This is a genomic window from Paraburkholderia sp. D15 (genome assembly GCF_029910215.1).
Classification (GTDB): Bacteria; Pseudomonadota; Gammaproteobacteria; order Burkholderiales; family Burkholderiaceae; genus Paraburkholderia.
In genome coordinates this window covers 220,097-242,851 of sequence record NZ_CP110397.1, presented here as the reverse complement: position 1 = coordinate 242,851, position 22,755 = coordinate 220,097, and the positions used below count along the sequence as shown (strand labels likewise).

Below are 22,755 nucleotides of genomic sequence, written 5' to 3'. Positions count from 1 at the left end.
CGGCGTGCAATTAAAACTGATGCCGGATGCCCGCCATTAAGCCAAGTTGCGTACCTTTCTGCGCGCTGCTCAACGCGTTGACCCCTTGAAGTTGCGCGCCTATCAGATCTCCCCTATATAAAGCATAATTGGTCTCGACGTACACGTCCGTACGCTTGGACAAATTGTAGTCTGCCACTAGCTGGAACTGCGACGCAGTGCCATTCAGTGCCCTGGTCTTACCTGTCTGCAGCGTTCGCCAGTAGTTAAAGGCCAGATGAGTTGACGCACCGACGTACTGCGTGATCCCGGCGCTGAACATTGTGCGCGAACTCATATCAGTGAACTTCAGGGCGGCGAGAATCTGCGGGGTGAAGTAGCCGTTAAGAAAAGTATGGAAGTTGGGATCAAGCCGGTTTTCAAAGTAACCCAGATGCACCTGAGTGCTCTGCCAGGTGTATGAAGCGCCGGCGGTCCATGCTTTGGAATGGGAGCCATTAGTCGAATCCCGCGCGTCCGAGTAGGCGGCGCCTGCGCCAAACGCTCCCCCGAGGTACGCGATTCCCGCAGTGAGCTGTGAACCATACGATGTACTGCCAACGGAATTACCAAACGCGTACGTTGCTTCACCAAGTATGTTGCCTGCCCTGAGCTGGTATTTCGCCATGTTGCTGGACCAGGTCCCCGCAAAGAATGTGACTTCCGGCCTGAACACGTACACGTACGGTGCCCACGAATTCGACGCATAGGTTCGCGTGACGATGTCGGCGATCGCGCTGACCTGGCGCCCCAACGTGACGGTGCCATATGTCGGCGACGTGACGCCCAGATAGGAGACGGTCCAGAAGTTGTTCGGAGAATCCTGCTGGCCCGTGTTAGCGTCGAACAGGCTCTCCATCCGGAAGACTGCCTTGTATCCGCCTCCAAGGTCTTCGAAGCCACGTAGCCCGAGTAGACTTTGCGATAGACCGCCGGTCGTCATTCGCACCAGCGAATCGCCAGTACGGTTTGCGTGTGTCAAGTATTGAACGCTTAAGTCGGTCACGCCGTAAAGAGTGACGCTTGACTGCGCGAAAACGCAACCCGTTCCAAACGCAAGACATGCCCCAGCAAGATATATACGCTTCACGTCGTCTCCAGTTTTTTAAACTTTATTCAGTACCGCGATCTACTGCTATCCCAGACGGCGCTAATTAGAATCTTTTTTAGTGCGACCTCTGATAACGCTTCTGACGACCGCGAGAAATTCCCGCGATGAGCCTCCCGACGCTACGCACGATGGAATCTTTACTGAATGGCAACGCGGCTTTTTGCCCCTCTGTTTCGCACGAGCGCTACCTTCCCATCACCTTCCCATCGTCGCTGGCCGACACGTCGGTCCGTCTCAGATGGGCGATCTGATCATGGATCGTGAGATCGGCAACCACCACGACAGGTAAGGCCGCCTTGACTGCAGCCAGCGCAGCCTGAGTCTGGTTCGTCAACATGACTGCTCCGATATGGAGTGCGCCTTTAGGCGCTCCGATATCTCCTTCGCCGCGCTGATGAGCCCCTGCGGCACCTCGCCATCCGGGTCCGCCCGCAGTCGCTCTGCAACGGACGTCAGCGTCAGTGCCATGACCATTTCTGAGTCTGTATCGCGAACCGGCACGCTGAATGAATTTACGGGCACGCCATGCAGAGGCGACGGATCGGTACCGATCGTGCTCGCCACGCCTTTTTGCCGAATGCCCGCAAGCTCCTCGTCGAACTGAACGCGGCGCGCGGCGAGGCTTTCACCCGAAACCGGGAAAAGCCGCAAGTCTTCGTCGATAAATGGACCGGTGATATCAGCGCTAAGGAAGGCCGCAAATGCTTTCCCGCTCGCAGACTGCGTCACGGGCATTACGAGTCCGGTAAGCAACTGGTCGCTAACAGGATGACGCGACGGTTCCCAGTGAATCGCCGTCGGACCGTGATTGCCCCAGACAGCAAGACACAACGTGTGGTCACCGAGCCGCGCCGCGATTGCCGGCATCAGCTCTCGAACTGCACCAAGACTGTCGAGCGGAACAGGACGCGCCCCCCCCCGCTGGAAGCTGGAAGCTTCGAGGTCGTGAGAATAGGCCAGCATGTACTTGCCGCTACCGAACGCAAGTCCCCGGCGGCCCGAATGACCGATCCGCTCGACCCGTCCAATGTACACGACATGATCGCCGCTTGGATACGCGGCAACCTTGACACATTCGAGATGACCCGCAGCGCCGTCGAGCACCGGGACCCCACCTATACCGCTGTCGTGAACGATGCCGTTGAATTTGTCTTCGCTCGAGCGAGCGAAGTGGTTCGAGATCGCGATCTGATCGTGGGCAAGAATGTTGACCGCGAAATGGTTACTGTCGCGGAAAGCCGGATAGCTCTTCGACGTCAATGCCTGGCTCCACAGCACGAGTGGCGGATCGAGCGAGACGGAACTGAACGAGTTCGCGGTAACACCGTGTGCAACACCGTGCTCATCGAGAGTCGTCACGACGGTTACACCCGTTACGAACGTGCCAAGCACATCGCGAAGCTGACGTTGCTCAAAAGTTGAAGTCGAAGTGGTCATGTTGCCAATCCGCCGTCCATGGCAAGCTGATAAGACAAGTTTGCATGGTAATAATACATAAGTAGTCCTTTAAGTCGTGCTTGAAAGACGAGAAATCCCAGAGCGTAAGTCTGAACTCATCCGCAAGCCTCACGAAGAGAGCCCGGACGTCTCTGCGCAACGGACTCTCTCGGCTCGCGAACCGATTTAACGGGGAACCTCAAGGCCAGCGGAAACATGGTCCCATGTGTCGACCGTCAATCCTTCCTGCCGCAGTACTGCTTTCTGAATCTTTCCCGTGGGTGTACGCGGCAGTGTCTCGATCAACCGGTAGTATCGCGGCACCATGAACCTGGGCAGCGCTTCGACGCAGTGCCTGAACAGATTGTTGAAATCGAATCCACCAGCATTTGCGACTTCGAGCACAACCAGCACGTCATCTTCGCCGACCTCGGAATGGGCGGCGACAGCTGCCGCATCGCGAATACCGGGGTACGCTGTCAGCACCATCTCTACCTCCTGCGACGAGATATTTTCACCGCGCCTGCGCAAGGCGTCCGATTTCCGGTCGAAAAAATAAAAGAAGCCGTCGCTGTCCATCGATCCCATGTCGCCGGTATGCCACCACATGTCCCGCATGTTCTCGAGGGTCTTCTCCGGCTCCTTGTGATAGTGCTTCAGCATGATGTTGGCGATTCGCGGCCGGTACACGATTTCGCCCACCTCACCAGGCGGCAACGTGTTGCCGTCTTCGTCATGGATTTCCATGATCGAAGTCGCCGTCGGCAGACCCATTGAGCCTACCTTGCGCCCGTGGATGGGGTTGTAGAGAACATTCTTGATTTCCGTGGAGCCATAGCCCTCGATCACGTGGACTCCGTACCGTCTTTCAAATCGGTAGAGAACATCGGCTGGGGCCGGCGCCGAAAACATGCGGACAACTTTGTGGTCCAGATCGCGCGGGGATGGCGGTGGAGAAAGAAGCATATGCAGCATCGAGCCGAGCGCGCTTGCCTGGGTTGCGCCCGACTCCCGGATCTCCTCCCAGAACTGCGTGACACTGAAGCGCCGGGAAAGAACGATCGTCGCTCCGGCATAAATAGCTGCAAGACATGTCGTGACTTGCGCCATGCCATGAAAAAGCGGCATACACGTGTACATCCGGTCCCGCGGCGTAATGCCGAATGCGTGTGCCGCTTCCCGAGCCATTACGACGCCTTGCAGCGCGGGCGAGACTACCCCTTTACTCCGCCCAGTTGTGCCTGATGTGAAACTGATAGCCGATGCGTCATGCGGGTGGACGGTGGGAAATTCCGGATTATGGCTTCGCTTGGCGAGCATCTCCTCCCAGGAGATGACGTCGACATCTCCTGCCGGAATGTTCTTTGGCATCCCGTCAAGATAGACGATCGTGCGCAACCCCGTCGGCAGGGTTCCCAGCGTCATTAATGCCTCGGCAAGTCGCGCTTCGGTGACGAGAACTTTTGCTTCGGAATGTTCAAGCGTGTAGTGAAGAAACGTGGCCTTGTAAGCGGTATTGATGGAAACCTGAACCAGACCCGCACGACCGCTTCCATAGCATCCGAACAGGTACTCGGGCCGATTGGTCATGAAGAAGCCGACCGCATCTCCCTTTTTGAGGCCGAGCGCCATCAGGCCCGAGCCGGCGGCACTCGCCTGCTCGTCAAGTTCACGGTAGCTGAAGTTCTGCCCTTCGAATACGAGCGCGACGTTATCCGGCGCCGCCTTTGCTCGCGATGCCAGCATGGCACTGGCGGTCCCGCCTCCGATATCCTGCAAGTCATGCACTGGCATGCTCCTGTCTCCTGTTTTCTGTCTTTTCGTTGTGCTGGCGCACGCTGCCTGGATCCGTCGAGTTTCGGGCCCCGGACGAACGCGCAATTTTAGCGGCTGCCGGCAACCTCCGTGACGCCTTGATCAGACAGTATCCCTCATGCCGCACCCGCTCTCTGCCTACGCCTTCTGCCACTGAAACGGGCCGCGCGACTTGCGAAATGCTGCCAGCTCTTCCGCAGTGGACGGAATGCCGCCAACAAGCCGTGTGTAGCCCTTTTCGCTGCCACCCAGCACTTCATTGAGCCAGTTAGCGGCATCGATCAGCGCCGTGAGGTCGATGCCGGTATCGATGTCCATAAGATTGAGCATCTGTACTACGTCTTCCGAGCATGTCCCGCCGACATTGGCGCCCGGCGCCGCAGGATGCCCCCCTGAGCCGGCGAGCGATGTGTCAATGTTTGTCACACCTTGCGCAACTAGCTCCGCCACGTTTGCCAGACCCATCCCACGGCTGTCGTGAATCTGCACGGTGAGCCGCTTGATATCGGTCAGGCCAGCCGCAAAGCGGACCATGTCCCGAATCTGCGGGGGTGCAGCGTAGCCGCATGAGTCTGCGAGAATCCAGTCGTGTACGTCGAGCTCGATCAGTCTGTTCGCGACAGCCCGCACGTCATCAGGACCGCGACCCAGACCGACGGGTCCGCCAAAAGCGGCAATCAGATATGTACCCAGATGCGTACCACTGCCTTCAGCGACTTCCCGCATGCGCGCCAACTCATCAATCGATTCGGCTATCGTGCGCCCAATGTTTGCCTTCGAAAACTCCTCGTCGGCTGCAAGCAGGAACCACGCAGCATGTGCGCCGGCGTCAATCGCCCGCTTCAGTCCGGTCATGTTGCCCACGCAACACTCAAGTGAGACCCCCGCGGGCCGGCTCACCTGCGCGAATACCTGCCCGGCGTCAGCAAGACCCGGGACAAGTTTCGGATGGACGAACGAGGACACCTCGATTGCGCGAAGCCCCGCTGCGATCAGGCGTTCAACCAGTTCAACCTTTTGTTGCGTTGTAACGGAGTGTGCCTGGAATGCAAGTCTCGGCGAAACATCCCGAAGTCGAACAGCGGTCATCCTTGTCTCCATTGTTCAATGCAAAGCCGTATCAATTGGCATCCACCCTGCCTGAAAGCAATCCGTCGTGATTCTTTTCAGGTCAAAGCTCTTTCTTCATCTGAACCACGAAGTCTTCGAGCGACGGGTCCCAGAAGCCATCCAGACCCGTCGTAATCAGGAACGCGTCGACGCCAAGCTCGCGATACCTCCGAAGTGCAGCCATGACACGATCCGGTGTTCCGACAAGACCGGCTGAATTGGCGAATCCGCCCAGCAGCTTGACGAGACCCGCCCAGAAACAGTCGTCGTGAACCGCTTCATTCGCGAAAGAAAGCTGCCGGTCGCGTCCTACGGACTTGTCCGTAACGGCTGAGCGCAGAAAACGGTTTGTTCCTTCCGCATCCAGGATCGTTCTCTCGACTGCGCGCGCTTTCTCCCACGCTGCTTCGTCCGTAGCGCCGAGAAAGATGCGCAGACTCAACGAAAATTGTGGTTCCCGTCCATGCCTCGCAGCACTGGCCTTCACTCTTTCAATGCGCTCCCTCGTGCCGCTCAGCGGCTCGCCCCATAGCATGTAGACGTCCGCATGACGTGCGCCGAACTCGACCGCCTCGTCGCTTTCGCCACCCATGTAAATCGGAATGTGGCCACTCATCGGGCGCATCAATTGCCGTACCGCTTCTGCCTGGTAGTATTTACCCTGGTGGTCGAATGACTTCGGCTCGCTCCAGCAACGCTTCATGCATTCAACATACTCAGTCGCGCGATCATAGCGCTCGACCTTGGCGAGATAATCGCCTTCACGATGAAGATCCTTGTCGGACGATCCACTAACGAGATTGATCGCGAGACGGCCGCCGCCGGACAAAAAATCCATCGTTCCAAAGGTCCGAGCGGCCGCCGTGGGATGCATCACGCCGGGTCGATGTGCAACGATCAGTTTCAGCTTGTTTGTGACGCTTGCGAGGGCTGTTGAAGTCGCGAAGTTCTGCGGCCAGAGCGCCGAATACCCGATCAGTACCTCGTCGATCGCTTCTGACGCGTCCCATTCGGCACCCTGGCGCTTAAGCGCCGACAGGTCTGGAATTCCGGGCGCAAACGGATTGCCCGTGGTGAAAATCTTTATCATCTGCCGCTCCAGCAATACTGTCTCGTTGAATTCTTTTTTGCGCATCGCCCGGCGCCGTTTAGCCCCGGCGAGGCGCGTGTGATAGAGAATGCCGCGTAGTAACAAAATTCGCATCCTGTTTATAAAAACATGCGTAAAATGCTACCTCTGGTAACGAATTCCAATACCTATGGCCGGCGCCGCACAACTTATGGCAACGATCAAACGGCTGCTCAAGAGCCGCCAAATGACATACAAAACTGTGGCGCAAGCGCTCGAACTTTCCGAAGCGAGTGTCAAACGGCTGTTTGCAAGCGAGCGCTTCACAATTGATCGGCTTGAACAGATCAGCGAACTGCTTGGCCTGACAATGGTTGAGTTACTTCAGGAGTCGGAATCGTCGCGGCCGCGACTGCGTCTGCTCTCACCGGAACAGGAAGCGCGCCTCGTCGCGGATCAGAAACTGATGCTGGTCAGCGTGTGCGTACTGAACCATTGGACGATGAAGGACATAGTCGCGGCGTATCGTCTATCGGAATCGGAATGCATCAAGCAACTGCTGGTACTCGACAGCATGGGCATTATTCAGGTCCACGCGAATAACAGAATTCGGTTGCTGGCCGCAAGAGATTTCGACTGGATCCCTAACGGACCAATCCGCCGGTCTTTTCTGAAAGTGGGCCTGCCGGAGTTTTTGAACAGTCAGTTCGATGGCCACGACGAATCGTTGGACTTCGCGTACGGCGTTCTCACGGAAGCAGCGTCCACCCAGTTGCATGCCGAATTGCGCAAGTTGAGAAGCAGATTGGCTGCGCTGCACGAAGCGTCGTCATCGGCGTCGCCGCAAGAGAAGCGAGGGATTGCAGTTCTGCTTGCCGCCCGCTCATGGGAGCCCGACTCGTTCAGGAAGCTCAGACGCTCGGGTCCGCTCGAAAGTTAAGTTCGCCCAACGCGTGATGTCCAGCGCTTCGGATAGTGTGACGCTTGATTCGCCTGATCGTCTCGTTGAAAAGGCAGGCCCAGAGGCGCGTGGCGCATACCATTGCATAGGCGGCGCAACGTTAGATCGGCCGAATTCGCGATCGTGCTGGACTATCAGGTGCCATTCCCGGACGCACAGACTTGTCCGCGCCGACGGAATTTTGAGCCCTACAAGTGGCTCAATTTCCGGTCGGCGTAAACACGCCTGATCGTCACCTGGCGCCGGCTTCTTCCCTTCGCTGCTTTTGATCAGCGCACGTCACCAGAACGAACATGATTTTCTCCCGGAAGCTCGGTGCAGTGGGAGCGGATCAGTGCAATCAGCTCAGCCGGCGTGATCTCGTGCCGGGTTTCGCGTTGGACACCGGGCTTGCGTAGATCGCGATCGATCAGCACGACGCCGCGGGTATCGGTGGCCGCCTCAAGGCGCACGCTGCGCAGTAGGCTCTCCGCCTCGCCATATTCGGCCAGCAGATGCATGGCGCCGAATGCGCCGGTGGTTTTGGAGGGGGGCGTCGTACTCATGGATGTCCGTAAAAGAAGGAACGCCAGCGCGTTCATCGCAGAAATATAAAAGATTTCGCAGGGCGATGTAACCCGCCAGGCTTTAGAACGAATTCAAATAGTAACTGACGAACAGCCAATGAAAGCCGCATGCGGACGATGAAATGGCGGTGTTACAACGCCCCTCATGCTGAGTGATTGCGGAGGCCCTGATGACCGCAACAGATGAGACGAACCGCGGGGAGTCTACCTGGCGGACCATTTGGCCTGTCTGGATAAGGATCGCGCAACATGACAACTACGTCTATCACTGTTGCAGGCAGCCATGAATGACAAGAAACATTTGTGAACCTCCCCGGGAATCCGGGGCGGTTCACATTCGACCTGCGCGCCGCTGTATATCAACTGCCTGGATGTTGACGGCCAAGCGAATGATGTTTTCGCAGGGACTCTCTCCTAAGAGGACAGTTCAAAAAGGTTGCTCCGTACGCCTGAAGATGTTTCAGCAGACAAGGGCGCAACCGAGTTTGAAGAATGGTTCGTGAATGTCCGCTCGACGATCGAAGCGAATACGAAGACCACGGAAGTTGTGGAGCCACAAGTGAGTGCGTTCAATTACCCAGCGGAATTTCCCCTGACCGCCGCCATGTTCCGTGCGACGCTTCGCGATCACCGGCTTGATGTCGCGCTCGCGAAGTCGCTGACGATGCGGGTCGGAATCGTAGCCACGATCGGCATAGACGACCTTGGGCTTCTGAAGCGGCCGGCCGCGCACGCCACGAATCGGCGGGATCGCGTCAACAAGCGCCAGCAGTTGGGTAACGTCGTTGCGGTTCGCCCCGGTCAGGATCGCGCTGATGGGAACGCCGTTTGCGACGACGAGGATGTGGTGTTTGGAACCGGGTCGCGCGCGAGCCGTAGGGTTCGGGCCAGTTTTTCGCCCGCCCCAACGGCTCGTACCGACGAGGAATCGACCGCAGCGTGTGAGAGGTCGATCTGGCCAGCCTCGCGCAGCTTGTCGAGCAGCAGTTCGTGCAGCCGGTCTCACACACCAGCCTTCTGCCAGGCGTGCACTCGTCGCCAGCAGGTGGCGCCCGAGCCAAGGCCCAATATGGTCGGCAGGTGGTTCCATCGTAGCCCCGTCCTCAGCACGAACAGGATGCCATTCGACGCGGCCCGATCCGATACGCGTGGGCAGCCAGCATGCTTTTTGCGCCGCGGCTTGGGCGGCGGCAGTAACGGTTCGATCAGTGCCCACAATTCGTCATCAATGGTCGGCGCTTCCATCCCTTGGGTTCCGTTGTCCAGACATCCAACGTTAACAGCTTGCCGAGAAAGTAAACAGCCCCCTCAGGGGTTTTTGAACTGGCCTCTAAGCCGCTACAGTGTCATTGATGCCGCGATTTTCTCTGCCACCATGATGATGGGCGCATTGATGTTGGCGGACGGAACCTTCGGTAGGATCGATCCATCAACAACACGAAGCCTGTTCAACTGGTGTACGTGGCCAACCTCATCGGTCACAGCGTTTTCGTCGGTCCCCATACGACAAGTGCTTGTCGGGTGGTGTTCGGTATTGGCGACCGTCCGCAACCACGCCGCGATATCGGCATCGGAGTCGCTCAGGCTCGGAGTATCAATAGCCTTGCCGCGATACCTCGACCATGCGTTCTGGTTCGCCATCTCGACAGTGCGCCGGATGCCGTTGACCATTTCTGCGATGTCGCGATCGTCAGTCAGATAGTTGAACCGGATAGCAGGTTTTTGCGTCGGATCAGCGGACCTCAGGGTCACGCAGCCGCGACTAAACGGCCGCATCTGACTAACGAAATACTGAAATCCATCCGAGATGTTGACCTTCCCGGACTGAAAGTCTGCGAGGAACGGCAAAAACTCATGCTGCATGTTGAAGTAGCTGATGTCGTCGCTGCTCTTGAAAAATGCACCTACCTCGAAGAAATTTGTGGAGCCAAGCCCCGTTTTGAACAGCGACCATTCAATGCCGAGTTTCAACCGGCCGAACGTATTGAGTTGTCGGCAGATTGAGACGCCGTCAGAGGTACGGAATCGCAGTGGCGCCACAACGTGGTCCTGCAGGTCGGCACCGACTCCAGGCAGATGAGCACGCGTTTCAATCCCATGCTGTTGAAGCTTGGCTCGGTCGCCGACGCCCGACAGCATCAACAGATGCGGTGAACCGATGGTGCCTGCGGACAGAATCACTTCTCTTGTCGCACGCACTTGCAGTTCCTCGCCCTTTTGTTTCAGTGTCACGCCTGTCGCGATATTGCCGTCAAAGTTGATTCGCTCCACAAGGCAGCCGGTCATCACCGTCAAGTTTTTGCGCTTCAACGCGGGCTCAAGATAAGCCAGGCTCGTGCTGCATCGCACACCGTTGCGGATGTTGGCTTGGGTTATATGCACTCCTTCCTGATCACCACTATTGTAGTCCCCTGCATCGCGCAGACCGAACTCCTGACCTGCCTGCAAGAACGACCGATAGAGCGGATGATCCGCCTTGCTGCGCACGACCGTGATTGGGCCCGATCCACCGCGTTTAGGATCGCGTCCTTCTTCAAACGTTTCCATTCGCCGAAAATAAGGCAGGCAGTCCTCGAAATCCCAACCCTTAACGCCAAGATCGCGCCAGCTGTCATAGTCTTCCTTGCCGCCTCGCACGTAGACCATGCCGTTGATCGAAGAGCTCCCACCCAGACAGCGCCCACGTGCCTGACCGATGACTCGACCGTGCAGTTCGGGCTCCGGTTCGCTTTCGAATTTCCAGTTGAAAACATCACTCTCGATGGGAAAAGTAAGCGCCGCCGGCATCTGAATGAATATGCTCTTATCGCTCGGACCAGCTTCGATAAGGCAGACCTCGACCGCCGGATCTTCCGTCAGTCGATTGGCAAGAACACATCCTGCCGAGCCCGCGCCAACTATGACGTAGTCAAATTCTCGAACGTTGCTGCTCATGACTTGATCCAATGCAAGATTGCTGCTATGCCGACGCCCGCCAGCGACCCTGCCACGGCGGAACAATCGGATTTTTCAAAAGGTTTTCATTAGGCTTTGCGACCGCGTCGCCTCCGTGCCCGGCTCACACTCCAAACTTGCCCACCTGTACGTCAACATCAGGATCTTGCGGCGGCGCGCTAACTTCACTGTCAACGACATACCTGGAGAGCGTCATCCAGTTTGTCCGGCCGCTTCTCTGGAGACGCCACAGCATGAGCAGCCCTGCAACCAACAAAATGCCGAACGCAACCGGTGCGTAGCTCACCGGTGGATCGGGCAACGGTACCAAGGAGTAGTACAGCACGAAGCACAGCGCAACAGTGGAAACAATCGGAAAGATGATATGAATCAGCACATTTAACTCGCCGCGCGCTGTCGTCAGGAAGAACCGCGCAACACCGATGTTACCCATCAGATAAACAAAAACGTAGATGATGGTCGCAAGCGTGCCAAGCATGAAGAACGACTGGTCTGGCGCGAGGAATCCTCCGCCCACTACGCCGACGATAAGTGCCAGAACTGTTTGTGCGATTACGGCCGTGTATGGTGTCCGATGAACCGGATGAATGCGGTTCAGCCATTGCGGCATCGCTTCGGCACGCGCCATTGCATACCAGTTGCGAGTCGAGTCAACCGTGCAGGCGATACAGACTGCGATACCCGAATTCAGCAACGCAAGCAGCACGAGCAACCAGCCATGCCCCCAGAGCCGATGCGCAACGACGAACGCTGGGTTTTCCTTCGAGTTCGCGAGACCATCCAGATGTGCCGTGCCCCATCCGATCTGAATTCCCCAAGCACAGAAGACATAGTAAATGCCGAGCAGGATCATTGAACCAATGATCGCCTGCGGAATGACCTTGCGAGGATTGCGGGCCTCTTCTGCCACAGCGGCAGCGCCCTCCCATCCGGTGAACGCGAAAATTGAAAGCACGACTGCGAGGAAAAAGCCGTGCGGCGAAGTGCTGCTAGCCGGGTTGAAACCGGAGAACGTTATTCCCCCAGGCCCGGGCGACACCAATCCCGAGATACTCAGTCCAGCTACGATCAACATCTCAACGATAGAGAGCACGGTGAGCATCTTGCCGGAAGCAAGAATGCCTTTATATCCCGTGTATCCCACCACCAGGAGAATGGCACAGGTGATCAGTTGCCACGGGATGTCTACACCGTAGTTCTGCTGCAACTCGGTCTGTAAAACAAATCCCGTATAAGAAGCAAGCCCACCCGGAATCAGCGCCACGACCCATGAGTAAAGCCATCCAACCATAAATCCGGAACGCGGACCAACTGTCGCGCTGACGTAAGTGTAAAAGCCGCCAGCCGAAGGCAGGTGCTTCCCGAGCTGCGCAAGAGAGATTGCGACGACCAGGCCGACAATAAATGCCGCGATGTACGTCGAGGGAGCACCCAGACCGGCCTGCTGAGTATTAAAAGCGATCGTCGTAAGGACGCCGACTGCCGGCGCAATCTGCGCAATGCTCTGCATCAGTACGGTTGGCAGCCCGACTGAGTTGCGCGAAAGGCCGCGCCCCGCAATCGAATCGTCGTTATTGATCATCGGAAATCTCCTTAATCAGTGGTTAGGCGAGGCTGCGATGCATCCGCCACGTCCCCGGTGTAAATTTATTATTAGCGCACGAAAACGTGCAGTCAAGTCACGATAACGTGCAGGCCGCGATGCGTTGATCTCAAAACACTAAAGACGGCCTCGAAGCGCTCGTGTCTCGAGCGTTCGGGGGGCGCATGTTTGCGTCCTAGGGTGGTCTGCATGCCACTAGTGGCGGGGCGCGCGGGGAGTCGCACCTATGAAGGATATATTTAAGAAAGTCCGCCGATAATGCTCAGGCGGACGGCGCCTAGGACTTTCCCTAGTGCCGGTTACAAGACCGTTTTCGCTGTTGCGGAAAACATTTGTAAGCCGCCCGACCGGGGACCTCCGGATGCCCGGGCAGCTTCGCTGACGGTCTTATGCTTGAACCACCCGAAGCTTTTCGCCGTATTTATTCAGGTTTTTTACAGGACGCCGGTCATCGGTGATCACATGATCGATGGTATCGAGCAAGCAGACATGCGACAGCGCCCGGTATCCTATCTTTGAGCTGTCGGCCAAAACCACTGTCCGTTCTGCCGCCGCAATCATCGCTTGTTTTACCGGAATTTCGATGGTGTTTATGTTTGTGATCCCGCTTTCGAAATGCACGCCCTCCGCACCTAAGAAAGCCCAGTCGACATGTATGTGCTCGAACTTCCGCGTTGTGTCCGAGCCCACCAGGGTGTACACGTTGTGAAGCATCACTCCACCTGCCACGTGCAATGTGATGCTGGGGTGCTGCGAGAGTTGCATCGCCGTCATCAGGTCGTTCGTAACGACCGTGATGTTTTTCCTCGATTTCAGGGCGAGGGCGAGCTGGAACACAGTCGAACCATTGTCTAGAATCATCGACTGCCCGTCTTTGACCTCACTAAGCGCGGCAAGCGCTATAGCCGCCTTCTCCTGTATATTCAGGTTGCGGCGGACGCTGTACGGCGTGTCCCCTTCAGACGCATCTTGCGCCGGGAGCAACCCACCGTGGGTTCTCATCACTCGTCCCGTCTTTTCCAGAAACGACAAGTCCCGGCGGATTGTCGAGCCGTCGACACAAAACAGTTCGGACAGTTCGCCAGCGTTAACATAGCCGCGCGCCCTTAGGAGTTCAACTATCTGGTCACGTCGCTCGGTAGCGGTCATTAATGATCGAATGGGTTGTCAAAGTCTGGTTGGAAGGCGGATTTGAGCAATCCTGACGCAATGTTCACCGCGCTCCCGTGCCGCGCCGTCGGACGTTACGTGCAATGGCTGCTCGTCTTCGTGCATCTTACCGGGATGGGAACCGACTTTGTAGTGGTATGAGCGCGCTACCTTGTTCGCATGCCAGCAGTAAAATTTTTCCGCGATGACATCACTCAGCGTCCAAAGTACGCGTCATCGCCTCGTTTCCGCAAGATCGCTTGGCTACCGCAACCGTTTGCAAGGCGGATGCACCATGACACAGCGAGCGACGTGCGCGCGGGCGACAAACTGTGCATTGACTGCACGCTATCGTGCATATAATATCGACTCATCAATTCCGGGGAGTCCAAGCGTGCGCATGCAAAACCACATCAGCCCCTACGAGCGGGACATTAGCGATCAACTGACAGCAATCGCCGATCAGCTCGCCTACGAACTGCCGCCATCGCTGCGCCGGCTGGACGTGTCCCGTTTTGACCGTATCGTCTTAACCGGCATGGGCTCTTCGCATTACGCAACAATTCCGATTGAACGGGGACTTGCTGCGCGCGGCCTCCCGGTTTGGCGTATCGACACAGGCAGCCTACTCGACTTTCCTGAGCTCATCACGGGCAAGACCTTACTTTGGGCGACGTCACAGTCAGGAATGAGTGGAGAAATCGTTGCTCTACTGAACAAGCTCGAAGGCGCCACGCGACCCGCGACTATCATCGGTGTGACCAACGATGAGCAGAGCACGCTCGCACGTCGATCTGATATTTTGGTGGCGCTTAAGAGCGGTTCGGAAGCAACTGTGAGTTCAAAAAGCTACGTGAACACTTTGATCGCAGCATACCGGACGGCGCTGGCACTCCGTCGCGAGGATGAGGCGCCTCTTATCGCCGCGGTTCGGGCAGCAACGGCTGAGTTCGCTCGCCTGATTGATGACAGAAGTGCCGTCCAGTCGATTGTCAATGAAGCCTTCTTGGGAGACGTAGAGCCCCGTGTCGCGCTGGTTGGTATGGGTGCGGATGGTGCAACCACGATGACCGGCGCTCTTATTCTTAAAGAGGCCTGCAAAGTGATGGCCGAGGGTTATCTGAGCGGGGAGTTCCGCCATGGCCCGATGGAGACTTCAGGCCCGGGGATGATCACGTTACTCATTGGCGACGGAACCGATGCCACGCTCCAGGCGCTTTCTGAAGAGCTAACGGCAAACGGGACGGAAGTTGTGACGATTGGACCCAAGGCATATGTGGGCAGCAAGCAATTGCAGACTTCCGATTCGCCAGAGATCGTCCGATTGATCGCCGGAATGCTTTACGTCCAGCACTTCACCATTTTGATTGCGCGTGCGAAAGGACTGGTGCCTGGCGAGTTTATTTACGGCAGGAAGGTTACGGTGACGATATGAGTAGTGATCGCGACGAAGGCGTACGTGCAGGAATCGACCTTGGAGGCACGGGTGTTCGCATTGTCATTTTGAGTGAAGGTCGTGAGCTGGCCAGTCTTACTGTACCGACCGCATCGTTCGGTCCGTTAAGCAAATCCGAACGTGTGGCCCACCTTGTCGGAAGCCTTCGGGATCTGATCCCGAGCGGAAAAAGACTTCTCTCGCTTGGCATAGGTGCAAGCGGTCCCGTGAACGTGCGCACAGGCGTCATCGAAAACGACGACACACTACCGGCGTTCTCTTACTTTCCACTTGTGGATGAATTGTCTAACGCGCTGAATCTGAAGGCCTCCATCGACAACGATGCGGTTACGGCAGCGCTTGGAGAATACTATCTGGGCGCTGGCGTCGGAAGTGAGCGCTTGCTTATGGTTACATTGGGGACGGGCATCGGAGTTGCATTGCTGATGGCCGGGCGCCCACTCAGAGCCGCCGACGGCTCACATCCTGAAGCGGGACATATCCCCGTGTCAGGCGATTCCATTCAGTGCTATTGCGGTCTGCGGGGCTGCTGGGAATGTCTCGCATCGCGCACCTGCCTGCAGCGCGAGTTGCAAACGCTCCTGCCAAATGTGGCGTACGAACACCGGGACCTGCCCTTCTTCCGCAAACAGTGTAAACAGGATCCAAGAGTTCAGGGTGTGTTCGACAGATATGGACGATATGTTGGACGTGGATTGAATACCTTGCTCACGCTGTACGGGCCAGACGTAACTATACTTAGCGGTAGTGCAGCTAGTCTTTACCCGCTTTATCAGGCAGGTGTAGAGGAATCGCTCAAACGATCCGCAGGATTTACAATCAATTCGAAGATCGTCCAATCGCTACTTGGAGACACGGCAGGCGCGGCAGGTGCGGCATTGCTCCCGACACTCCCAAGGTAGCCGGAGGATGGCCGAGATTATCAGCAGACTGACGTCGACGTGAAATTAAACGGCTTTGATTAAGTTCTGCGGTCGGCCCTTCCGACGCAACCTTGACTCGGGCCATATTGAAGTTCACGTTAACGAGTCATGCACATCTTTGAAGGAGCGGCCCAGATGGCAATCATCGACAAGGAATCCGTCATTGCCGTCCGCCCGGCTATTGCGGCAGATCTAAAGAAAATAGCGGCCGTACATCAGGAAAGCTTCGTTCGCCAAAGCCATTCACTCGAATGGATAACGGCCACAGCTAATGGTTATCCACGCACGCGTTACTTCGTTGCCGAATGCGGCAACGACATTGTCGGATATGTCGTATGGGCAGAGAAAAGCGGATTCCGAACTGAGGTCGTGCTGGAGCTTGAGCAAATCGCGGTATTGCCTGAATTCCGTGGGCAAAGCATCGGACGCGCTTTGGTGCGTTCCCTCCTTGACGTCAACGAAGCACTTCGAGCTCGCCATGCGCGCGTCAAAGCTGTTCTGGTTACGACTCGCTCCGATAATAAAGCATGGCTCCTGTATCAGTCCGCGCTGGGTGCGAAGGTCCAGGCGAAAATAACCGACCTGTACTCGGCAGACGAGTTAATCATGGTCGCTTCGGATCCCATCGCGCATCTTGCCAAACGCTGCATTCCCAGCGACTAGCCCGTCTATTAAGACAATCAGCCTTTGCCATTTTTTACATCTGGAAATGCTTTCACTAAACGCATTTCCCGGTTATCAAGGCGCGGTCACGCTATGTTGTTCACGACATAATCACGGTGGGGACATAAGCTTGCTCAGAAACCGGCCGAATCTTAGCCGGTTTCAGTGAAGCGGTGCGAGGCGTCAAAGCTTGCGGCAACCTGTTTGAGGCGCATAGCAGGTGTCACTTGAGCGCGAAGACATTTGTCCAGCCTTCGTGGGTCAGCGCGGTGGAATATCAGGTGGAATAAGTGCGATTTATTATTCATTTAAAACAGTGCTTTGAGTCGAAAAATTAAATGTGCCGTGACAGTCGGTCAACCAGCTACGCCGCGCTTTCGTTGCTCTTTTGCGTTATGGATTAAGGCTTCGCGAATCCGAAACGCATCTTCGCTAGAGGTTGTGTAAACTAACATGGTCAAATCTGTTCGGCCGTCGATAGCGAACGACGAATATTCCAACCTCAGTTCACCCAGCGTTGGATGGCGAAGGGTTTTCACTCCTTCGCTGAAACCACGCACATCGTTCTCCTGCCACATTGCCGCAAACTCGGGACTGGCTTGCGATAGTTCCGCGACCAGGGGTTCGATGACAGTTGCAGCACCGCTCCGCGCCGCATCTGCCCGGAACGCTGCTACGACAAAGCGCGCGAGAGTCTCCCAGTCCACCTGATTGTCCCGCGCTTCGCGACTGAGAAACATTAGACGCAAGGCATTGCGTTCTCTCGGCTCCAAAGAGCCGTAGTCTGCGAGGACGAGCGCTGCCGCGCGATTCCAGGCGACGATGTCCCAAGTAGCGGTGCGAATCAGTGCCGGACACACATCAAGCGCATCCAGGATTTGTTGCAGGCGATGCGCGATGCCTTCGGGTGCCTTGTAGCTCGCCTCCGGCAGCCGGCCAAGCCCAAGCATAAACGCGTGCTCACGTTCGGCCGCACTAAGCACGAGCGCCCGGCAAATGCGATCCAGCACCTTTCCAGACGGTGGACCACCCCGACCCTGTTCGAGGCAGATGTACCATGTGTTGCTAATGTTTGCCCGCTGCGCTACCTCTTCTCGTCGAAGACCGGCAGTGCGCCGTCGCTTGTCAATGAAGCCCAATGCCGCGGCGTCCAACCGCAATCGACGGCTTCTCAAATATAGGCCCAGTGCTTTGCTATCCGTCACGATCATTTTCCTGTCAGTACTTATAGTACGATAACGTCCATACTTTAGTTCTATATTAAAGTCGTCATCATGTAGCATCAAGTTCTCAAAAACAGGGTGCACACGCAAATATTTCTTACAGGTGCGGCCGGCTTCCTCAGTTTGAAAATTATTACCGATTTTCTCAATGCAGATCACACGATCACTGCGCTGATACGGTCTCTGGAAAAGATGGGGCGGGTCGAACAAACGGGGGTGAAAGTACTGGTCGGCGGCTTCGACGACGTTGCCGTTCTCCAATCTGCGGCGGGCGGAAGCGTTAGAGTTTTCTACACCGCCTTCGATTACGATTTCAGTCGATCGGTTAATAAATGCCATAAATACTACGACGCCCTTGCGGCGTTGGGCATCGTTCTCCTGGGCGCCTCTAAGCCTATCCTCGTAACTGCGGGGGTGGCCCGATTGCGGATGTTCCCGGTCCCGAATTCCCCCTGCCGCGTCGCTCGGAGCTTGCAGAGCGGGAATGAGCTGCCCGCGCGGTGCGCGCGGCCACCTTCCAGATTGGGCTCGCCCACGGTCCTGGCGCTTACGGATTTATGTTTTCTGGTCGATCTTGCGCGAAACACCGAGGTATCGGTATATCTGGGCGATGGGCAAAACCGTTGGTCAGGTGTACACCACGATGACGAAGCCCGACTCTTGATGCGATCCCGGAGGAAGGAACGACCCAGCTTGTCTACCACGCTCTCCGGAAGGAGGGATTCCATTCCGCATCATCGCCGAGGAAATCCGTCGTGGTCCTGGCCTTCCGGCGGAGGCGCGGAAGGGGAGTCATTCCGATTGGTTTGCAGGGTTTGCGGGCATCGACATGCCGCAATCAAGCGTCCTTACGTGTAATTTCACGAAAGGGCAGCCGAAGTAGATAGGGCTGCTTTTAGACCTGCACCGTAGTGCTTACTTTTCTCAAGAATTCGACGCACTCCATCACAGCTCGTCCCCATGAGCGTGGGGTGCCTAGAAACTCATTCAATCCCTTACTCTGGTGCGCCCGCCATGCCAAACACGGCAAGCCTTCTTTTACCCATGTCAATTGCCGTCATCGGTGCCGGCCAGATCGGCAGCGCATTTGCCAGCCAGCTCGCACAGGCAGGGCATTATGTGACGGTTGTTGCGAGACCTGAATCTCGACGATTTCACCAACTTCAGGCTGCAGGTGGGATTGCATTTCAAGATGGTAGGCATGTAAGCGTCGGCATTGCAGACTCGCTTGACGAAGAATTCGCTTATGACCTGGTGATTGTGACCACAAAAGCATTTCAGGTCGATGCTCTCTTACCGACATTGGCGCGCAGCCGGGCCGCTGAACTCCATTTCCTGTTCGCCAACTTCAATCCCGATCGCATTCGCAGTGCACTGAAGAACCGGAAATGTTCATTTGGCATGCCTTTTATCCAAGCGTGGCTTGACGACCACGGCCGTATGACGACGAGAATTACTTCGCGTCAAAAGACGCTGCACAGCGACCATCGCTGGGTGGATCTGTTCAACGGCGCCGGGCTGCCATCGGCATTTGAAGATGACATGACGGGTTGGCTGCGCTGGCACGCGCCCATGACCATCGCCATCGAGAGCGTCTGTGTTGCCGGTGAGCGTCGTGGCGGTGGTGCGACCTGGCGCGAAGCGCGAACCATGGCGCTCGGTATGCGCGCCGGTTTCCAGATTATCAGTAGCCTCGGCTACGAAATGCACAGTTCAGCCAAGTCTCTTGCGCGCATGCCCGTAACGATCGCCTCCCTTATACTATGGGCCATGTCGCGGATGAAAAACTTTCGAGAACTACTGGCCTCAGGAGAGAACGAGGCGTGTGCACTGGTTGATGAGCTCGTCGCAGCCGCGAAAGCCAAGCCCGAGCTCCAGACAGAGATAGATGCTTTATTGGCGATGAGGCCACGTTGAGGGTTGTCGTGCAAAATCGTTAGGCTGGCGAGAGATCTCTCCTGATCCGGATACCTCAGCGAGCTGAGAGAACCGCCATCCAAACCGGAGGTAAAGTGATGTCTTTGAAGTGCATCATGGTGAGATCGAACTGGTCATTTCGAATATGGATCAGTTCGATGCCGCAGAGGATAACGTCTGCGCGGCGGAACCGCTTGAACCTGAGCATCACATTCACGCGTGATATGATGTCGCGGTGACCCTCATCAGATTACTCAGGTACTTAGAGAGTTGCAAATTCGTTCGCCTAGGTAGCGACCCGTCGCTCTTAATCTTGTAGATCTCCCGACGACATGCCGCGTAGCCGTCCTGCGTGATCGATTCAGGAGTGCATCTTTGGGTCCTGATTGGCTTCGCGCATAAGGGCTTGCTGAAGCCACGTCGCGTCTGCCGCCGAGGGAAAATGATCGTCTTTCCCGCCCGGCCAACCGCGCGGTAGAGACAGGCCCAGTGCCGCGAATCTTCACGTCGGTCTCGTCGACCCACCACGACTGACCGGCTGTCATAGCCAACCGATCCAGCGTTTGACGAACTTCGGCGTTTAGCGCTACAACCAACGCAAGATCGTATTGTGGGCGAGGAACAGACCGCGTTCAGCCACCATCCCAACAGGATCGTGCAGACTGAGCTCATAGCAAGATTCAAAACCACGCAAGGGACGATGACTTCGCGGTCGAAATGACGCCCGTTGAACAACCACGCGAGATTTTTCAGCTTGCTGACCAGCTCGTGATTATCAAAAGATGAAAGATAACAGACGACGCGCCGAATTTGCACCACACTCACCTTCTTTACCTACAATAAATGAGTAGGTAAGCCGAACCGCGTTCACGAGCCGGCGCGGATTAATCACTTACACAATACAGCATCTGGATTGACATGGATTACGGAGAGATTCAATGTCCCAAAATGACGACGAGCGTACCGTTTCTGCACGCCTGGTGGACTCTCAAGACCGGATCGACTTTTGGCTCGAAACGATCGCCCGGCGTCTTGTAAGTCTCGAGGGGGGGAGTGGTAAGCCGGTCCCGGACTTTGATGCGAATCTGCGTCAGGTGGATTATTCGTTATTCAGTGCCTCCCACATTGAAACGAACGCCCATTGGACACTGCGCACGCCTCACGCTATTCGTCAGGATAATCGTGATTCTATAGTGGCGTGCTTAATCACAAAGGGAACCGGCTATACATTCCAAGGAACTGACTGCGTTGCACATGCGCCAGGCGATATAGTGATTTATGACGTCGGAAGGCCTTTTGGCCACGGTTTTCATGGTGACATGGCAATGACCGCACTGAGCATACCGCGCGAGATATTTGAGGCCAGCGTGGTTCCGTGGCGCGGTTTTATCAAGGCCGATCGCCTCGGCGGCATAACCAACTGGGTTTTTCAACAAATACATGAGGTGCTCACGACGCCAGCGGTTTCACGTGACGCACGCATGAAAGCACAAATTTCGGTGCGCGTACTAGATCTGCTTCGATCAATCATGAACGTCAGCAGCAACGATCTTGTGGCGGCGAAATCAACGATAAAGGCGCTCTGCCGCGCTAAAACCTATATCGAAGGGCATCTTGCCGAGGAAAGCCTCAGTTGGCATTCAGTTAGCCACGCCATCGGTATCTCGCCCAGACATCTAGCTCGTGTTTTCGAAAAGGAAGGCATTACGGTTACTCGTTACATCTGGACACAACGATTGGAGCAATGCCGTGCGGACCTCTCCGATCCTGCAATGAACCACATCGCAATCGGGGAAATTGCCTTACGCTGGGGGTTTAGCAGTGACGCGCATTTTAGCCGGAGCTACCGCATTTGTTTTGGCGAGACACCTACAGCAACACGTAAGAAAACAAAATCGCATTTACTATCACTAAAGTGATCGAATAGTCCATGCCCCGTCGAGTCGGGCACGTGCACCCGGCATTGCCGGTTCCAACGCTCATAATTGTATTACACATCCATTAGCCCGCGAAACTTCGTCGCATAAAGCCTTCCGGGTTATCAGGGCCGACTTGCTATCCACCCAGCTCACGCTGCGCGCAATTGGTCAGTCGCTCGCCCGCAGTGCGTCGCGGCGATGCGACGTTGCTCCCTATCCATGTACATGCGTTCGTCTGCAACGGAATGTAATTGAAACTGAGTCAGACCGTCACCTGGATAGAGGGCCGCACCAATGCTTGGGCTGGCATAGTAAGGTCCCGCTATAAGGATGATCGGTTTTTCATGTGACTTGCGCAGCGCTTCACCGACCCCCTGGGAGTCGCGCAGGTTCCTGACACCGTTAAGAATTAAAGAGAACTCATAGCCACCAGTGCGTGCGAGCATGTCATGCCGCGCAAAGTGCTACGAAACCGCTCGCTGACCTCCTTTTAGCACAACAACGCCGGCCTAATGACCGAACGTGTCGTTTACCAGCTTGAAGCGATCGAGGTCAATCACCAGAAAGCCGAATCCGCAGCCGTCACGGGAAGCCCGGGACAGCACCTCTTCAAAGCGTTCTGCATACAGGCGGCGGTTGGGAAGACCTGTCAGCTCATCATGGGCAGCAAGATGGTTAGCCTGGCTCACCCGCTCTTCCAGCAGTACGAGAATCAGTGACTGAAGCATAAAGATGCCGGCGTGCACTAGCACCAAGAGCCAACCGACGAGCCAGTATCGCAGCCGGATTTCTGGCTTTTGTCTGATCAGCACGAAGAGATTCCCAGAAAAATACTGTAGGCGAGAAACTTCGGAAGCCCA

The 22,755-nt window shown here is 56.2% G+C and carries 17 protein-coding genes and 2 pseudogenes; 6 read left to right on the top strand and 13 right to left on the bottom strand.

Going from position 1 to position 22,755, the window contains the following annotated elements; genetic code table 11:
- Nucleotides 1-10 precede the first annotated feature (10 nt).
- The 6 genes from LFL96_RS35685 to LFL96_RS35660 all read right to left on the bottom strand — a co-directional run bounded on the left by LFL96_RS35685 (nucleotide 11) and on the right by LFL96_RS35660 (nucleotide 6,626).
- Nucleotides 11-1,108 carry a porin gene (locus tag LFL96_RS35685; protein WP_281004344.1) on the bottom strand — a complete coding sequence of 366 codons (1,098 nt, stop codon included), beginning with the start codon at nucleotides 1,106-1,108 and terminating at the stop codon, nucleotides 11-13.
- Between the two features lie 205 nt (nucleotides 1,109-1,313).
- On the bottom strand, nucleotides 1,314-1,466 hold the full coding sequence (locus tag LFL96_RS35680; RefSeq protein WP_281004343.1) for a hypothetical protein: 153 nt from the start codon (nucleotides 1,464-1,466) through the stop codon (nucleotides 1,314-1,316).
- Nucleotides 1,460-2,566 (bottom strand): flavin reductase, encoded by a 1,107-nt coding sequence (locus tag LFL96_RS35675; protein WP_281004342.1) that lies wholly within the window; start codon nucleotides 2,564-2,566, stop codon nucleotides 1,460-1,462. The genes LFL96_RS35680 and LFL96_RS35675 overlap by 7 nt, the downstream gene beginning before the upstream one ends.
- Before the next feature lie 186 nt (nucleotides 2,567-2,752).
- Nucleotides 2,753-4,360 carry an AMP-binding protein gene (locus tag LFL96_RS35670; RefSeq protein ID WP_281004341.1) on the bottom strand — a complete coding sequence of 536 codons (1,608 nt, stop codon included), beginning with the start codon at nucleotides 4,358-4,360 and terminating at the stop codon, nucleotides 2,753-2,755.
- A gap of 159 nt (nucleotides 4,361-4,519) precedes the next feature.
- Nucleotides 4,520-5,470, bottom strand: a complete 951-nt coding sequence (locus LFL96_RS35665) for a hypothetical protein (protein WP_281004340.1) — start codon at nucleotides 5,468-5,470, stop codon at nucleotides 4,520-4,522.
- A gap of 82 nt (nucleotides 5,471-5,552) precedes the next feature.
- Nucleotides 5,553-6,626 (bottom strand): LLM class flavin-dependent oxidoreductase, encoded by a 1,074-nt coding sequence (locus LFL96_RS35660; RefSeq protein ID WP_281004339.1) that lies wholly within the window; start codon nucleotides 6,624-6,626, stop codon nucleotides 5,553-5,555.
- A 124-nt stretch (nucleotides 6,627-6,750) separates the two neighbouring features.
- Between LFL96_RS35660 and LFL96_RS35655 the strand changes: the two genes are divergently transcribed.
- On the top strand, nucleotides 6,751-7,500 hold the full coding sequence (locus tag LFL96_RS35655) for a helix-turn-helix transcriptional regulator (RefSeq protein ID WP_281004338.1): 750 nt from the start codon (nucleotides 6,751-6,753) through the stop codon (nucleotides 7,498-7,500).
- Nucleotides 7,501-7,790: 290 nt separating this feature from the next.
- Here the strand turns inward: LFL96_RS35655 and LFL96_RS35650 are convergent, their stop codons facing one another.
- The 5 genes and pseudogenes from LFL96_RS35650 to LFL96_RS35630 form a co-directional block, all read right to left on the bottom strand.
- Entirely contained in the window at nucleotides 7,791-8,066 is a 276-nt protein-coding gene (locus tag LFL96_RS35650) for a hypothetical protein (protein ID WP_281004337.1), read from the bottom strand.
- Between the two features lie 481 nt (nucleotides 8,067-8,547).
- Nucleotides 8,548-9,332: pseudogene (locus LFL96_RS35645) on the bottom strand (IS5 family transposase).
- A gap of 93 nt (nucleotides 9,333-9,425) precedes the next feature.
- Nucleotides 9,426-11,021, bottom strand: coding sequence for a choline dehydrogenase (locus LFL96_RS35640; RefSeq protein ID WP_281004336.1), 1,596 nt, complete (start codon nucleotides 11,019-11,021; stop codon nucleotides 9,426-9,428).
- Nucleotides 11,022-11,145: 124 nt separating this feature from the next.
- Nucleotides 11,146-12,624 (bottom strand): APC family permease, encoded by a 1,479-nt coding sequence (locus tag LFL96_RS35635; RefSeq protein WP_281004335.1) that lies wholly within the window; start codon nucleotides 12,622-12,624, stop codon nucleotides 11,146-11,148.
- Between the two features lie 408 nt (nucleotides 12,625-13,032).
- Entirely contained in the window at nucleotides 13,033-13,794 is a 762-nt protein-coding gene (locus tag LFL96_RS35630; RefSeq protein WP_281004334.1) for a DeoR/GlpR family DNA-binding transcription regulator, read from the bottom strand.
- 400 nt (nucleotides 13,795-14,194) lie between these two features.
- On the opposite strand from LFL96_RS35630, the gene LFL96_RS35625 reads away from it, so the two are divergent.
- From LFL96_RS35625 to LFL96_RS35615, 3 genes are all read left to right on the top strand, one after another.
- Nucleotides 14,195-15,229 (top strand): SIS domain-containing protein, encoded by a 1,035-nt coding sequence (locus LFL96_RS35625; RefSeq protein ID WP_281004333.1) that lies wholly within the window; start codon nucleotides 14,195-14,197, stop codon nucleotides 15,227-15,229.
- Nucleotides 15,226-16,152 carry an ROK family protein gene (locus LFL96_RS35620; RefSeq protein ID WP_281004332.1) on the top strand — a complete coding sequence of 309 codons (927 nt, stop codon included), beginning with the start codon at nucleotides 15,226-15,228 and terminating at the stop codon, nucleotides 16,150-16,152. Before LFL96_RS35625 ends, LFL96_RS35620 begins: the two co-directional genes overlap by 4 nt.
- Before the next feature lie 156 nt (nucleotides 16,153-16,308).
- Nucleotides 16,309-16,836, top strand: a complete 528-nt coding sequence (locus LFL96_RS35615) for an N-acetyltransferase (protein WP_281004331.1) — start codon at nucleotides 16,309-16,311, stop codon at nucleotides 16,834-16,836.
- Between the two features lie 356 nt (nucleotides 16,837-17,192).
- On the opposite strand, the gene LFL96_RS35610 is transcribed toward LFL96_RS35615, so the two are convergent.
- Nucleotides 17,193-18,047, bottom strand: a complete 855-nt coding sequence (locus LFL96_RS35610) for a helix-turn-helix transcriptional regulator (protein ID WP_281004360.1) — start codon at nucleotides 18,045-18,047, stop codon at nucleotides 17,193-17,195.
- Between the two features lie 1,026 nt (nucleotides 18,048-19,073).
- Here LFL96_RS35610 and LFL96_RS35605 point away from each other — a divergent pair.
- Nucleotides 19,074-19,976, top strand: coding sequence for a 2-dehydropantoate 2-reductase N-terminal domain-containing protein (locus tag LFL96_RS35605; protein WP_281004330.1), 903 nt, complete (start codon nucleotides 19,074-19,076; stop codon nucleotides 19,974-19,976).
- Nucleotides 19,977-20,914: 938 nt separating this feature from the next.
- Nucleotides 20,915-21,895, top strand: coding sequence for a helix-turn-helix domain-containing protein (locus LFL96_RS35600; protein ID WP_281004329.1), 981 nt, complete (start codon nucleotides 20,915-20,917; stop codon nucleotides 21,893-21,895).
- Nucleotides 21,896-22,044: 149 nt separating this feature from the next.
- Here the strand turns inward: LFL96_RS35600 and LFL96_RS35595 are convergent.
- Nucleotides 22,045-22,623: pseudogene (locus tag LFL96_RS35595) on the bottom strand (GGDEF domain-containing protein).
- Nucleotides 22,624-22,755: the final 132 nt, after the last annotated feature.